At 77.0% G+C, this 13,993-nt stretch carries 12 protein-coding genes and 1 tRNA gene; 7 read left to right on the plus strand and 6 right to left on the minus strand.

Annotated features, from left to right (window positions below; genetic code table 11):
* Positions 1–124 precede the first annotated feature (124 nt).
* The 3 genes from E5225_RS17730 to dnaE are packed head-to-tail and all read left to right on the plus strand — an operon-like array spanning position 125 to position 6,274.
* Entirely contained in the window at positions 125–1,081 is a 957-nt protein-coding gene (locus E5225_RS17730; RefSeq protein ID WP_208012550.1) for a hypothetical protein, read from the plus strand.
* Positions 1,081–2,814 (plus strand): DNA polymerase Y family protein, encoded by a 1,734-nt coding sequence (locus E5225_RS07545; protein ID WP_136225384.1) that lies wholly within the window; start codon positions 1,081–1,083, stop codon positions 2,812–2,814. Before E5225_RS17730 ends, E5225_RS07545 begins: the two co-directional genes overlap by 1 nt.
* Positions 2,807–6,274, plus strand: coding sequence for a DNA polymerase III subunit alpha (dnaE, locus tag E5225_RS07550; protein WP_135973761.1), 3,468 nt, complete (start codon positions 2,807–2,809; stop codon positions 6,272–6,274). The genes E5225_RS07545 and dnaE overlap by 8 nt, the downstream gene beginning before the upstream one ends.
* A gap of 72 nt (positions 6,275–6,346) precedes the next feature.
* Here dnaE and E5225_RS07555 read toward each other — a convergent pair whose 3' ends face one another.
* Positions 6,347–7,600 carry an AI-2E family transporter gene (locus E5225_RS07555; protein WP_135973762.1) on the minus strand — a complete coding sequence of 418 codons (1,254 nt, stop codon included), beginning with the start codon at positions 7,598–7,600 and terminating at the stop codon, positions 6,347–6,349.
* 220 nt (positions 7,601–7,820) lie between these two features.
* Between E5225_RS07555 and E5225_RS07560 the strand changes: the two genes are divergently transcribed.
* The 3 genes from E5225_RS07560 (at position 7,821) to E5225_RS07570 (ending at position 9,284) form a co-directional block, all read left to right on the plus strand.
* Positions 7,821–7,903, plus strand: a tRNA-Leu gene (locus E5225_RS07560).
* A 127-nt stretch (positions 7,904–8,030) separates the two neighbouring features.
* Positions 8,031–8,798 carry a phosphatase PAP2 family protein gene (locus E5225_RS07565; protein ID WP_135973763.1) on the plus strand — a complete coding sequence of 256 codons (768 nt, stop codon included), beginning with the start codon at positions 8,031–8,033 and terminating at the stop codon, positions 8,796–8,798.
* A gap of 87 nt (positions 8,799–8,885) precedes the next feature.
* A complete protein-coding gene (locus E5225_RS07570) occupies positions 8,886–9,284 on the plus strand; it encodes a helix-turn-helix domain-containing protein (RefSeq protein WP_135973764.1) in 399 nt (132 codons plus the stop codon).
* Between the two features lie 92 nt (positions 9,285–9,376).
* On the opposite strand, the gene E5225_RS07575 is transcribed toward E5225_RS07570, so the two are convergent.
* Positions 9,377–9,967, minus strand: coding sequence for a ClpP family protease (locus tag E5225_RS07575; RefSeq protein ID WP_135973765.1), 591 nt, complete (start codon positions 9,965–9,967; stop codon positions 9,377–9,379).
* Complete coding sequence (locus E5225_RS07580; protein WP_135973766.1) at positions 9,964–10,578, minus strand: ClpP family protease; 615 nt, start codon at positions 10,576–10,578, stop codon at positions 9,964–9,966. Before E5225_RS07580 ends, E5225_RS07575 begins: the two co-directional genes overlap by 4 nt.
* A 94-nt stretch (positions 10,579–10,672) precedes the next feature.
* Here E5225_RS07580 and E5225_RS07585 point away from each other — a divergent pair, with 94 nt between their 5' ends.
* The gene (locus E5225_RS07585) at positions 10,673–11,482 is read left to right on the plus strand and encodes an alpha/beta fold hydrolase (protein WP_243738260.1); all 810 of its coding nucleotides are present in this window, start codon (positions 10,673–10,675) and stop codon (positions 11,480–11,482) included.
* Positions 11,483–11,491: 9 nt separating this feature from the next.
* On the opposite strand, the gene E5225_RS07590 is transcribed toward E5225_RS07585, so the two are convergent.
* The 3 genes from E5225_RS07590 to E5225_RS07600 form a co-directional block, all read right to left on the minus strand.
* The gene (locus E5225_RS07590; RefSeq protein WP_135973768.1) at positions 11,492–12,259 is read right to left on the minus strand and encodes a metallophosphoesterase family protein; all 768 of its coding nucleotides are present in this window, start codon (positions 12,257–12,259) and stop codon (positions 11,492–11,494) included.
* Between the two features lie 61 nt (positions 12,260–12,320).
* Positions 12,321–13,091 (minus strand): alpha/beta fold hydrolase, encoded by a 771-nt coding sequence (locus E5225_RS07595; RefSeq protein WP_243738261.1) that lies wholly within the window; start codon positions 13,089–13,091, stop codon positions 12,321–12,323.
* A 3-nt stretch (positions 13,092–13,094) separates the two neighbouring features.
* Positions 13,095–13,880 (minus strand): fructosamine kinase family protein, encoded by a 786-nt coding sequence (locus tag E5225_RS07600; protein ID WP_135973769.1) that lies wholly within the window; start codon positions 13,878–13,880, stop codon positions 13,095–13,097.
* Positions 13,881–13,993: the final 113 nt, after the last annotated feature.

Here is a 13,993-nt window from a genome sequence, read left to right on the forward strand (position 1 = left end):
CGTCGCCCCGTCGGGCGGATTGACACCCCCGCGGGTGTCAGCGTGTACTGGCATCATCGAACACGTGTTCGAACGGCCGCCGGCGGTGGCCGCGTGCTCGACGGATCGTGCGGGAGGTGGACCGGTGGGTACGAGCACCGCGGAGCGGGCCGAGCGGGCGCGTGCGGCGCTCGCGGCCGCGGAGCAGCGCACCGGGGCCCGGGCGGTGCGCACGCAGCATGCGGCGGCGTGGACGGTGCCCGCACCGCGGGCGGAGGCGCGGGCAGAGGTGTGGGCAGAGGCGCGGGCAGGCGTCCGCACGGAGCCCGGCACGGCACCGGCGACTGGGCCCGACCGGGACCCCACGGTCGACCGCGCGCCCGTGCACGCGGTGCCGGACCGCGTGCCGGATCGCGTGCCGGACCGCCTGGCTGCGGCGGCCACCGAGGGGACGCGGCGCACGTCGCTGCTGACGACCGAGCGCCCGCCGCTGCCCGTCCCGCCCGGCCTCGCGACGGTGCTGCCCGACGGGCTGCGGCGCGGCGCGACCACCGCGGTGCTCGGCTCGACGTCGCTCGCGCTGGGCGTGCTCGCGCACGCGTGCGCCGGCGGGGCGTGGGCCGTCGCGGTCGGGCAGCCGGACCTCGGCCTGCTCGCGGCGTCCCAGGCCGGTGTCGACCTGGCACGGTTCGCCGTCGTGCCGACCCCCGGGCCGGACACGGCGACGGTGCTGGGTGCGCTGCTCGACGGTGTCGACGTGGTGCTCGTGGGGCCGGCCGCCGCGCTGACGGACGCCGACCGGCGCCGCCTGTCCGCCCGGGCGCGCGAGCGCGGGTCGGTGCTGCTGCCGACCGTCGCGTGGTCCGGCGCCGCGGTCGTGCTCGAGGTCGAGCACGCGCGGTGGACGGGGGTCGGCGCGGGCGACGGGCGGCTGCGCGCGCGCGAGCTGCGGGTGCGCCGCACCGGCCGCGGGAGCGCCGCCGTCCCGCACGCCGTGGACGTCGTGCTGCCGTTCCCCCCACCGGGCGACGGCGCCCCGGCCGGGCCCGGGCGCCCGCGCACCGTCGACGCGCCGCGCACCGGCCTGCGGCTGGTGGGCTGATGACCACGCGGACGACGGTCGTCTGGGTGCCCGACTGGCCGGTGGTCGCGGCGACGGTCGCGGACGAGGTGCCCGGCCACCTGCCCGCCGCGGTGCACGACGGTCGACGCGTCACCGCCGTGTCGGCGCTCGCCCGGGCCGAGGGCGTGCGCCGCGGCATGCGCCGGCGGCAGGCGCAGGGCTGCTGCCCCGAGCTCGTGCTGCTGCCCGCCGACGACGCGCGCGACGTGCGGCTGTTCGAGCCGGTCGCCGCCGCGGCCGAGACCGTGGTCGCCGGCGTGGAGGTCGTGCGTCCCGGGCTGCTCCTGCTGCCCGCGGACGGCGCGAGCCGGTACCACGGCTCGGAGGAGGCGCTCGCGGAGCGGCTCGTGGACGCGGTCGCGCGCGGGACGGGGCACGAGTGCGGCGTCGGCACCGCCGACGGGCTGCTCGCGGCCGTCCTGGCGGCGCGCACGGGCGCCGTCGTCGAGCCCGGTGCGTCGCCGGTGTTCCTCGCGCCGCACGGCGTCACCGAGCTCGTGCACGCGACCGTGACCCCCGAGGCCGCGGCCGAGGTGTCCGGCCTCGTCGACCTGCTGCACCGGCTGGGCCTGCGCACGCTCGGCGCGTTCGCCGCGTTGCCGCCCGGGGACGTGCACGCACGGTTCGGGCGGCTCGGCACGTGGGCGCACACGCTCGCGCGGGGCCTCGACGAGCGTCCGCCGGCGCGGCGCCGGCCGGAGGCGGACCTCGAGGTCGCGGCCGTGCTCGACCCGCCCGTCGAGCGCGTCGACGCCGCGACGTTCGCCGGCCGGCGCCTGGCCGAGCAGCTGCACGACGAGCTCGTGGCGCGGTCGGTCACGTGCGGGCGCCTGCAGGTCAGCGCGCGCACCGACGACGGGGTCGAGCTCGTGCGCACCTGGCGCACCGACCTCGGCGGGTGGGGCGGGCTGACGCCCGCGCGCATCACCGACCGCATCCGGTGGCAGCTCGACGGGTGGCTGACGGCGAGCGCGGTGGCCACCGCGGGGGACCGGCGGGTCGCGGCACGCGCCGGACGGGGTGCCCGCGGCGGCGGTGACCTGCTCGACCCGCCCGGCGCGGCGGACCCGCTCGGCGCGGCGGACCTGCCGGCCGTCGAGCCCGAGGACGAGCAGCCGGTCGCGCTGGTCCGGCTCGTGCTGACGGCGCTCGACGTCGCGCCGGCGGGTGCCGAGCAGAGCCGCCTGTGGGGCGGGCCGTCGGGCGGCGACCTGCGGGCCCACCGCGCGTTGGAACGCGCGCAGAGCATCGTCGGCGGCGCGGGCGTGCTGACGGCGACGCTGCAGGGCGGGCGCGACCCCCGGGACCAGGTGCACGTGCGCCCGTGGGGCGAGCAGAGCGCCCCGCCGCGCGAGGCCGCGCTGCCCTGGCCGGGGCGGCTGCCGGACCCGGCGCCGGCGACCGTGCTGACCGCGCCCGTGCGCGTCGACGTGCGCGACGGTGCGGGGCGCCCGGTGGGCGTGGACCGGCGCGGGCGCCTGAGCGGGCCGCCGACGACGGTGCGCTGGCCGGTCGCGGCCGCGCCGCCCGGGGCCGGTCCGCGCGTCGTCGCCGGCTGGGCCGGGCCGTGGCTGCTCACCGACCGCTGGTGGGCGCACCCGGGCAGCCCGCCGCAGGTCCGGGCGCACGCGCAGGTCGCGTTCGAGGACGGCGGCGCCGTGCTGCTCACGTGGGCGGACGGGGCGTGGACGTGCGAGGCGGACTATGACTGACACCCGCCCCGGCGCCGGCCCCGCCCGCTACGCCGAGCTGCACGCGCACTCGGCGTTCAGCTTCCTCGACGGTGCGAGCCAGCCCGAGGAGCTCGCCGCCGAGGCCGCCCGGCTGGGCCTGCGGGCGCTCGCGCTCACCGACCACGACGGCCTGTACGGCGTCGTGCGCTTCGCCCAGGCGGCCCGCGCGGTCGGCCTGCCGACCGTGTTCGGCGCCGAGCTGCACCTGCCCGCCCCGGACGGGCGGCGCCACGCGCGTGAGCGACGCGCGTCCCCGGCGCCCGTGCTCGACGCGCCGACCGGCACGCCCGACCCCCGGTCCACCCACCTGCTCGTGCTCGCGCGCGGGCCGGACGGCTACCGGTCGCTGTCGCGCGCCATCGGCGAGGCGCACCTGCGCACGGGCCGCAAGGGCGCCGCCGACCACCGCCTCGAGGACCTCGCCGCGGCCGCGGACGGGCAGTGGCTCGTGCTCACCGGCTGCCGCAAGGGAGCGGTGCGTCGCGCGCTCGCGGGCGGCGACCCGTCGGGCGTCGGCGGCGTCGCGCCCGGCGGCGCGCAGGCAGCGCGCCGCGAGCTCGACCGGCTGGTCGCGCTGTTCGGGCGCGGCAACGTCGCGGTCGAGACGACCGGCGCCGGCGACGCCTGGGACGCCGACCGCGCCGACGCGCTCGCCGCGCTCGCGGCCGACGCCGGGCTGCCGCTCGTCGCGACCGGGAACGTGCACTACGCGACGCCGCGGGACGCCGACCTCGCGCAGGCGCTCGCGGCCGTGCGGGCGCGCTCGTCCCTCGACGACCTCGACGGCTGGCTGCCCGCGTCGCCGACCGGGCACCTGCGCTCGGCCGCCGAGATGCTCGACCTGCACCGCCGCCACCCGCACGCCGTCGCCACGGCTGCCGACCTCGCCGCGGAGTGCGCGTTCGACCTGTCGCTCGTCGCGCCGCGCCTGCCGCCGTACCCGGTCCCGCCCGGGCACACCGAGGCGACCTGGCTGCGGGAGCTCGTCCGCCGCGGCGCGCACGAGCTCTACGGCCCGCCGGACGGCGAGCGCGTGCCGGGTGCGTACGCGCAGCTCGAGCACGAGCTGCGCGTCATCGAGGACCTCGGGTTCTGCGGCTACTTCCTCGTCGTGTACGACCTCGTCGACTTCTGCCGCCGCAGCGGCATCCTCGCGCAGGGCCGCGGGTCCGCCGCGAACTCGGCGGTCTGCTACGTGCTGCGTGTCACCGCGGTCGACCCCGTGCGCCACGGCCTGCTGTTCGAGCGCTTCCTCGCGCCGGAGCGCGACGGGCCGCCCGACATCGACGTCGACATCGAGTCCGCCCGGCGCGAGGAGGTCATCCAGCACGTCTACGCCACCCATGGCCGCACGCACGCCGCGCAGGTCGCGAACGTCATCTCCTACCGCCCGCGCTCCGCCGTGCGCGACGCCGCCCGTGCGCTGGGGTACGACGTCGGCCAGCAGGACGCGTGGAGCACGTCGATCGAGCGGTGGGGGAGCCTGCGCGGGCCCGAGCGGCCGTCGTCGTGGTGGCACCTGACGACGGCGGGACCGGTCGGCCCGGTGCCCGAGGGGGCGGGCCGGGCGACGGGCGACAAGCACGACGTGGTGCCGGACGTGCTGCCGCCGTCCGCGGCGGAGAGCGAGGACATCCCCGACCACGTCATCGACCTCGCCGAGCGGTTCCTGCGGCTGCCGCGGCACCTCGGCATCCACTCCGGCGGCATGGTCATGTGCGACCGGCCGGTCATCGAGGTGTGCCCCGTGGAGTGGGCGCGCATGGAGGGCCGCACGGTCCTGCAGTGGGACAAGGAGGACTGCGCCGACGCGGGGCTCGTGAAGTTCGACCTGCTGGGCCTCGGCATGCTCACCGCGCTGCGCCTGGGCTTCACCGAGGTCCAGAAGCACGAGGGCGTCGTGCTCGACCTGCACGCGCTGCCGTACGAGGACCCGCTCGTGTACGAGCTGCTGTCCGCGGCGGACACCGTCGGGGTCTTCCAGGTGGAGTCGCGCGCGCAGATGGGCACGCTGCCGCGGCTGCAGCCGAAGCGGTTCTACGACATCGTCGTCGAGGTCGCGCTCATCCGGCCCGGGCCCATCCAGGGCGGGTCGGTGCACCCCTTCATCAACCGCGTCCGGGGCCGCGAGAAGGTCACGTACCTGCACCCGCTGCTGGAGAAGTCGCTCGGCAAGACCCTGGGCGTGCCGCTGTTCCAGGAGCAGCTCATGCAGATGGCGATCGACGTCGCCGACTTCACCCCCGCCGAGGCCGACCAGCTGCGCCGCGCCATGGGCTCGAAGCGGTCGGCCGAGCGCATGGAGGCGCTCCGTGCCCGGCTCATGGCCGGGATGGCGCGCAACGACATCCCGCCGGACGTGCGCGAGCAGATCTTCGACAAGCTCAAGGCGTTCGCGGACTTCGGGTTCCCCGAGTCGCACGCGTACTCGTTCGCGTTCCTCGTGTACGCCAGCGCCTGGCTCAAGGTCCACCACCCGGCGGCCTTCTACGCCGGGCTGCTCGCCGCGCAGCCCATGGGCTTCTACTCGCCGCAGAGCCTCGTCGCCGACGCGCGCCGGCACGGCGTCGAGGTGCTGCGCCCCGACGTGCTGGCCTCCGACGCGCTCGCGGTCGTCGAGCGCGTCGGTCCCACGCCGCCCGGCGCAGAGCCCCGGCTCGTGCCGACGCCCAGCGGCACGGGGCCGGTCGCCGCCCCCGGCGTGCGCACGGGCGCGGGCGACGCCCGCCCGCGCTCGCTGGCGGTGCGCCAGGGGCTGTCGTCCGTGCGGACCATCGGCGAGGACCTCGCGCGCCGGCTCGTCACCGAGCGGACCGCGCACGGGCCGTTCGCCGACCTGCACGACCTCGTCCAGCGCGTCCGGCTGAGCACCCCGCAGCTCGAGGCGCTCGCCACGGCGGGCGCGCTCGCGGGGCTCGGCGTCGACCGGCGCGCGGGGCTGTGGGCGGCCGGGGCGCTCGCGCAGGAGGGTCCGGACACGCTGCCCGGCGTCGCGGTCGGCGTCCGGGCACCGACCCTGCCGGGGCTCGCCGACGTCGAGGTCGCGACCGCGGACGTGTGGGCGACCGGGGTGTCGGTGGACTCCTACCCGACGCAGTTCGTCCGCGACGGCCTCGACCGCGCGGGGGTGCTGCGCGTCGAGCAGGTGTTCCGGACCGACGAGGGGCGGCGCGTGGCCGTCGCGGGCGTCGTGACGCACCGGCAGCGGCCCGGCACGGCGCAGGGCGTGACGTTCCTGTCGCTGGAGGACGAGACCGGGCTGGTCAACGTCGTGTGCTCACCGGGGCTGTGGCAGCGGTTCCGGCGCACCGCGCGCACGGCGAAGGCGATGGTCGTCCGGGGGCGGCTGGAGAAGGCGGACGGCGCGACGAACCTCGTCGCGGAGCACCTGAGCCCGCTGTCGCTGCGGGTGCGCACGGCGTCGCGCGACTTCCAGTGACGCGCGCGTGACGGCCTTCGGCGTCGACGCGCCGGCACGCGACCGGGGCGGGGTGAGCGGACCGGGGCGGGGTCAGGCGACCGGGGGAGCGGTGACCGACGTGCCCACGACGGGCGGCATGTCCTCGTCGTCGTCCTCGTCGTCCTCGGGCTCGGTCACGCCCTCCTCGTCCATCGGCGGGTCCAGCGTGCGCAGGTGGGAGTACACCGCCCACGCGACGGCGACGAGGGGCACCGAGATGACGGCGCCCAGGATCCCGGCCACGAGCGTGCCCGCGGTGACGGCGAGCGCGACGACCACCGGGTGCAGCGACACCTGCTTGCCCATGATGAGCGGCTGCAGCACGTGCCCCTCGAGCTGGCCGATGAGGGCGATGCCCACGCCGACCGCCACCGCGCCCCACAGCCCGTTCGCGGCGAGCGCCACGATCATCGCGACGACCATCGCGGCCGGTGCGCCGATGAGCGGGATGAACGCGCCGATGAGCACGAGCACCGCCAGCGGCGCCGCGAGCGGGACGCGCAGGACGCTCAGCAGCACGAACGCGAGGATCCCGTCGGCGAGAGCGATGAGGACGGTCCCGCGCGTGTACCCGGAGAACGTGTACCAGCCGGCGCCGCCGGCGGTGACCCACGACTCCCGCACCCGTGCGGGCAGCTGGTTGAGGAACCACGTCCACATCTGCGTGCCGCGCGCGAGGAAGAAGACCGTGCAGAAGATCGCGAGGGCGATCGCCGTGAACGCGATGGCCACCGACCCGGCGCCGGCGGCCGCCTGCGTCGCGATGTCACCGGCGTGCTCCCGCACCCAGGCGACCCCGTCGTCGATCGCGTCGACGATCTGGTCGTTGGTGATGGTGAACGGCAGCGCGCCGCTCTCGAGGAAGTCGGTGATCTGCCCGATGCCCGTCTCGAACTGCCGCGCGAGGTCGTTCCACTGCGTGGCGATCGAGTAGGCGACGTACGTGAGCATGCCGAGGAAGAAGAGGATCCCCCCGAGCAGCGCGAGCGCCGTCGCGAGCCCGCGCGGCATCACGCGGGCCATCACGTCCACCAGCGGGCGCAGCACGGCGGTGAAGACCAGCGCGAGGAACACGGCGACGAACAGCAGCTGCACCCGCGACGTCGCGTAGAAGACGAGCACGATCGCGGCGACGACCACGAGCAGGCGCCACGAGATCCCGGCCGACCGGCGCAGCCAGCGCGGCGCGGTCTCCTCCGTGCCGACGACGTGCGGGTTGCGCCGACCGCCGGCGACGCGGCGCGCGACGGGGCTCACCGCGCCGGCGCGGGGACGGGACGAGTTCGTGCCGCTCACGTCCGCCATGCGGTGCCTCCGTGGTCCGTCGGTGCCCTCACCAGGGAGTCTGCCCCTGCCGGGCGTCGTCGTCGCGTCGGCCCGCCGGTGTCCTGAGGATCCGCCCCGCACCGGGACGGCACCGGCGGCGTCGTCCCGGCCGCCGGGCGCCGATGCGGGGATCAGGCGGGCGCCGTGCTATGTTTTCTGCCGCGCCGAGGGGTCCGCAAGGGCCGCCGAGGTTCCACCTGTCCGGGTGGCGGAATGGCAGACGCGCTAGCTTGAGGTGCTAGTGCCCTAACGGGCGTGGGGGTTCAAGTCCCCCTCCGGACACTCGTTGAGACAGCGACGACGAAGGCCCCCGACCCGCCGGTCGGGGGCCTTCGGCGTTCTCGGGCGGGCCGCCGCGGCGCAGCCCTCCGCCGGGCCGCGGGGGCGTGCGACACCTAACCTCCTGGACATGGACGGTCGCGACCCGGGTGCCCCGACCGCTGCGCGGGCGGCCGGGGCCGTGCCCCGCGCACCCGACGCGCCTGCGGGCCCGCCGTGGCCGCGCCTGCGCCGCGTGCTCCGGGGTGCCGGGGCGTCCCTGCTGCTCGCGGCGCCCGTCGTCGCGATCGCCGTCGCCGTGCGCGGGGAGTCGTCGTACCTCCACGGCCTCGACGTGCGCGCGGTGGCGGGCGTGACGGACCTGACGCGTGCCGAGCCGGCCCTGCACGCCGCGCTGCTCGGGTGGCAGGAGGTCACGCAGCCGGGCTGGCTCGTCCTCGCGGGGGCCGGCGTCTGCCTGTGGGCGGCGCGCCGGCACGGGTTGGGGTCGCGGGCGCTCTGGGGCGTGGTGACGATGCTGGCGGCGTGGGGCACGTCGACGGTCGTGAAGCAGCTCGTGCAGCGCGCCCGCCCCGCGCTCGAGGACCCGTTGGCGCACGCGTCGGGCTTCAGCTTTCCCTCGGGGCACGCGGTCGGCGCGGCCGCGGTGGGTGCCGTCCTGACGACCGTCCTGTGGCCGCTGCTCGGCCGCCGCGCGCGCGTCCTCGTCGCGACCGCGGCAGCGGCAGTCGCCGTCCTCACCGCCGCCGACCGCGTGCTGCTCGGCGTCCACCACCCGTCGGACGTGGTGGCGGGGCTGCTCCTCGGGTGCGCCGTCACGGCGGGCTCCTGGTTCGGCCGCTCGGCGGCGCCGCCGCCCGCGCGCGCCGACGGGGGCGTGCCGGCCGACGGCTCCTGACCGGGCGCCCTGCCGGGGCGTTCCGCGGCGTTCTGCCGTGAGCGGATCGGCTGCCGCGGGCACCGGGAGCAGGGCTAGCGTCGGGCCATGCCGCACGACGTCGTCGCCCACGTCCCGGCCCGCCGGCGCCCCACGGCGTGGCGGCGGACCATCGGCGCGCTGCTGCGCCGCGAGCGGGAGGTGCAGGGCCTGCGGCTCACCGACGTGGCGGTGCGCGCGAGGCTCTCGCCGCAGTACCTGTCGGAGGTCGAGCGCGGGCTCAAGGAGCCGTCGTCGGAGGTGCTCGCGGCGCTGACGGAGGCGCTCGGCCTCACGCTCGTCGACCTCGCGCAGGGCATCGTCGACGCCCTCGGGGTGCCGGCGGCGCGGGACCGCGGCGGGCGGCCGGTGCTCGCGCTGACGTCGTCGCCGGACGGCTGGGGACGGTCGGGCGCGGTCGCGGTGCCGTCCGTGCCGACCGGCGGGCCGGTGCTCCGCGCCGCCTGAGACGGGCGCTGCCTGAGACGGGCGCCGCCCGAGACACCTGCCACGCCGGCCGCGGACCCCAGGACCCCCCGGACGCGTGTGCCGCCGTGTCGTCAGCGCGGCCGGGCGGTCAGCACCTCGTCGGCCAGCCCGTACGCGACCGCCTGCTCCGCGGTGAGCACGAGGTCGCGGTCGGTGTCGTGGCGCAGCGTCTCGACGTCCTTGCCGGTGTGCCGGGCGAGCACCTCCTCGAGCTGCCCGCGCACGCGCAGGATCTCGTCGGCGGCCAGGATGAGGTCCGGGATGGTGCCCTGGCCCCGTGTCGCGGGCTGGTGCAGCACGACCCGGCCGTGCGTGAGGACCCCGCGGCGGCCGGCGGCGCCGCCCGCGAGCAGGACCGCGGCCGGGCCGCCCGCCTGCCCGACGCACGTCGTCGCGACCGGGGCGCGCACGTACTGCATGGCGTCGTAGACGGCGAGCATGGCCGACGTCGAGCCGCCGGGGGAGTTGACGTACAGCTGGATCGGCAGCTCGCTCTCGGACTCCAGGTGCAGGAGCTGGGCGACGAGGACGTTCGCGACGCCGTCGTCGATCTCGGTGCCGAGGTAGACGATCCGCTCGGACAGCAGCCGGCTGAAGATGTCGAGGGTCCGCTCGACGCCCGCCCGTCGCTCGGTCACGTAGGGCACGGTGTAGGTGCTCACGGCCGGACCCCCACGCGCGGGGCGGCGCCCGCCGTCGGCCGCACGTCGGCCAGGGATCCGACGACCGCGTCGACGAACCCGTACGCGCGGGCCTCCTCGGCGCTGAACCACCGGTCCCGCAGCGAGTCCTCCCGGATCCGCTCGACCGGCTGACCGGTGTGCTGCGCCACCAGCCCGAGCACGGTGTCCCGCGTGTGCCGCAGGTCGTCCGCCTGCAGCTCGACGTCGACCGCGGTGCCGCCGATGCCGGCGGAGCCCTGGTGCAGCAGGACGCGCGCGTGCGGCAGCGCGTACCGCTTGCCGGGCGTGCCGGCCGAGAGCAGGAACTGCCCCGCGCTCGCGGCCATGCCGGCGGCGACGGTGCGCACGTCGTTGGGGATCATGCGCATGACGTCGTGGATCTCGAGCATGGCCGGGACCGACCCCCCGGGCGAGCTGATCCACAGCGTGACGTCGGTGCGCGGGTCCTCGGTGGACAGCAGGAGCAGCTGGGCGGCGATGCGGTGCCCGTTGTGCTCGTCGAGCGCCGTGCTCAGCACGACGATGCGCTCGTACGCGAGCCGCGCGAGCAGCTCGTCGTCGTAGGACCGGGTGGGTGTCTGCGTGGTCATGCCACCACCCTGCGCCGCCGACCGCGCCCGACGGGGCTCGCGCTGCCGACGGCGGATCGGCCCTCGGCAGCGCGGCGACCTAGGCTCTGTCCCCGTGAGCACCGCGTCCGCCCCCGAGACCGTCAGCACGACGAGCGTGGGGGACACCGGCGCACCGGTCGTCTTCCTGCACGGGCTGTTCGGGCAGGGCCGCAACTTCACGCAGGTTGCCAAGGCGCTGCAGCCGCAGTTCCGCGCCCTGCTGGTGGATCTGCCCAACCACGGGCGGTCGGCGTGGACCGACCGCTTCGACTACGTGCAGACGGCTGACCTCGTCGCGGCGCACCTGCGCACCGGGTTCGCCGCGGACGGGCCCGTGCACGTCGTCGGCCACTCGATGGGCGGCAAGGTCGCGATGGTCCTGGCGCTGCGCCACCCGGACCTCGTGGACCGGCTCGTCGTCGCGGACATCGCCCCGGCCTCGGGCGGGTCCCTGGGGGAGTTCGCGCACCTGCTGGACAGCCTCGCGGCGATCGACCTGACGACGGTGACCCGGCGCGGCGAGGCGGACGAGCGGCTGGCGGAGCGCGTCGCAGACGCACGCGTGCGCGGGTTCCTCCTGCAGAACCTGCGGGCCGACGGCGACGGCTTCCGCTGGCAGGCGAACCTCGACCTGCTGCGCCGCGACCTGCCGACGATCGGCGGGTTCCCCGACCCCGGCGACGCGACCTTCGACCACCCGGTGCTGTGGGTCGCGGGGGACCGCTCGGACTACGTGCGCCCCGAGCACGGCCCGGTCATGCGAGGGCTGTTCCCCCGCACGACGCTGGTCACGCTCAAGGGCGCGGGGCACTGGGTGCACTCCGAGCAGCCCGAGGCGTTCGTCTCGGCGCTGCGCACGTTCCTCGGCGCACCGGACCGCTGACGGCCGGCGTCAGAGGACGTCGGCCGCGCGCAGGCCGCGCTCGGCGTGCAGGCCGCGGTACACGCCGGTCCGCAGCTCGACGGCGTACGCCTCGAGCTGCGGCATGCCGAGGTCGCGCGCGACGGCGATCTCCGCCTCCACGTCGTAGGGCACCCGGACCACCTGCAGCGAGAACGGCGCGGACCGGTCGCCGCCCGGCTCGCCCTCGAGCACGACGTAGGACGCGGTCGGCTCGTCCAGCGGGTTGCCGACGCTGCCGACGTTGAACAGCGTGCGCCCGTCCTGCGTCTCGACGTACGCGTCGTGCACGTCGCCGTACCCGACCATCGACGGCTCCGGCCCGTCGCCGGTGAGCTCGGTGGTGGCGAACATGCCGGCGAACTCCTCGGCGGTGTGGTGGAACCGCACGCGCACGTGCACGCTGCGGGCGGACGCGTGCAGCAGCCGGACGCGCCGGCCGCTCAGCTCGACGTGGTGCACGAGCGGCAGGCCGACGAGCCACGCGTGGTCGTCGGGGGTCAGCTCGTCGAACCACCACGTGAGCGCCTCGTCGCGCACCGTCTCCGGGCGCGGCAGGAAGTCGTCCCAGTTGCCGCGCACGGTCACGGCGCAGCGCTCGCGGCTCCGGGCGACGGCCTCGTGCCCGCGCGGCCCCTTGCCGACGACGTCCCCGAGGTTCAGCACGGTGGTGATACCCCGCGCGTCGACGTCGCGCAGCACCGCGTCGAACGCCGCCATGTTGCCGTGCACGTCGGACAGCACCGCGATGCGCTCCACGGGCGCCTCCCTCCGTCGTCCCGGCGAGGCTAGCCGGGCGGCGGCGCGCACGCCCGGGCCGTCAGGCGTACGCGGGCGACGGGACCTGCGCGGGGAGCTCGTGCAGCGCGTCGAGCAGGACCCGGTTGAACGCGGCGGGCGCCTCGCTGTTGACGTCGTGCCCGGCACCGGGGACGACCGTCAGCCGCACCCGGGGCTGCGCGCGCAGGAAGCGCCGCTCGTCGAGGCGCAGCGGGTCGCGCTGCCCGTTGACGACCCAGACCGGCAGCAGCAGGCGGCGCAGGTCCCGCAGCGGGGAGTACCCCGCGAGCGCGTCCAGCATGTCCGTCACGACGTGCCACGTGCCCTGCCCGCGGCCGAGCCAGCGGGCCACGTGCGTCGACGCGCGCCGGTAGAGGCTCACCGGCTTGCCCTTGATCTCCGTCGAGCACCCGGCCAGCACGACGCCCGCGAGCTTGTCCTCGTGCTGCCCCGCGTACGCGAGAGACACGTAGCCGCCGAGCGACAGCCCGACGAGCAGTGGCGGCACCGGGCACGCGTCGACCGCCTCGTCGATGGCAGCCAGGGCGCCCTCGAGCGTGAACCGCTCGTCGCTGCGGCTGCCGTGGCCCGGCAGGTCGATCGCATGGGTCGGGTGACCGCGGTGGCGCAGCGCGGCGACCTGGGCGTGCCAGATCTCCGCGGACGTGCGCGTGCCGTGGACGAGGACGATGGGGCGACGGATCGTGCACCTCCCGAAGGGTGGCCGGACGGTCGGGTCCCGTCCGGGGCTGGCACGACCGTAGACCCGGACCCTGGGCGGTGCCTGGGCACCGGCGGTACCGGTGCGCACCCGCTACGCGCGGGCCCAGCGGTGCGCGACGGCCAGCGTCTGCGCGACGTAGCCGCCGCCGAACAGCAGCGCGTGCACCGCCAGCGGGTAGAGCTGGTGCAGGCTCGTGCGGTGCCGCCACCCGCGCGGCAGCGGGTGCACGGAGGCGTAGCCGCCGAGCACCTCGTCGAGGTGCGGCAGGCCGAACAGCGCGAGCATCGCGAGGTCGGTCTCCCGGTGCCCGCCGTGCGCGGCGGGGTCGATCAGCGTGGCGCCCTGCGCCGTCCACACGACGTTGCCCGACCAGAGGTCGCCGTGCAGCCGGGCCGGCGGCTCGTCGTCGTCCCAGGTGCCGGCCCGGAGCCGGTCGGCGAGCAGGGCGAGGGCGGCGTCGTCCGCGGCGTCCGTGCGGCCCGCGCTGCGCAGCGCCGCCGCGACGGGCGCGATCCGGCAGTCGGCGAGGAAGGCACCCCACGACGCGTACGCGCCCGCCCGCATCGGCAGGGGGTCGTGCAGCGGGCCGAAGAACCCGTCGCCCGACCAGCCGTCGGGAGGCACCCCGAACGCGGCCGCGCCGGCGTCGTGCGTGCGCGCGAGAGCGGCGCCGAACGCCCGCGCGGCGGCCCGGTCGGGCCGCACGGGCGTCAGCCGGACGAGGTCGAGGTGGTCGTCGGCGACGTCGAGCACGTCGACGACGCGGGCGCCGCCGGGCACCCGGAGCCAGCGCAGACCGGCCGCCTCGCACGCGAAGAAGCCGGCCGGTGCGCCGGTGCGCGCCTTGCGGTGGACGCGGGAGGCGTCGGCGGCCATGCAGCGACGGTACCCACCGGGGCCCGTGGCCACCCACGCGCACCGCAGGACGTCCACACTGGGAGGTGACCGCCGTCACGCCGGCGTCGCGCTCACCGCGGCGGCGCCGTCCG

The sequence above is a fragment of the Cellulomonas shaoxiangyii genome (assembly GCF_004798685.1).
GTDB lineage: Bacteria > Actinomycetota > Actinomycetes > Actinomycetales > Cellulomonadaceae > Cellulomonas > Cellulomonas shaoxiangyii.

Excerpts from the sequence above, each read along its gene's own strand:
- E5225_RS07580 (WP_135973766.1), bottom strand. The coding sequence starts at position 10,578 with ATGACCACGCAGACACCCACCCGGTCCTACGACGACGAGCTGCTCGCG.
- dnaE (WP_135973761.1), top strand. The coding sequence starts at position 2,807 with ATGACTGACACCCGCCCCGGCGCCGGCCCCGCCCGCTACGCCGAGCTG.
- E5225_RS07600 (WP_135973769.1), bottom strand. The coding sequence starts at position 13,880 with ATGGCCGCCGACGCCTCCCGCGTCCACCGCAAGGCGCGCACCGGCGCA.
- E5225_RS07545 (WP_136225384.1), top strand. The coding sequence starts at position 1,081 with ATGACCACGCGGACGACGGTCGTCTGGGTGCCCGACTGGCCGGTGGTC.
- E5225_RS07565 (WP_135973763.1), top strand. The coding sequence starts at position 8,031 with ATGGACGGTCGCGACCCGGGTGCCCCGACCGCTGCGCGGGCGGCCGGG.
- E5225_RS07570 (WP_135973764.1), top strand. The coding sequence starts at position 8,886 with ATGCCGCACGACGTCGTCGCCCACGTCCCGGCCCGCCGGCGCCCCACG.
- E5225_RS07555 (WP_135973762.1), bottom strand. The coding sequence starts at position 7,600 with ATGGCGGACGTGAGCGGCACGAACTCGTCCCGTCCCCGCGCCGGCGCG.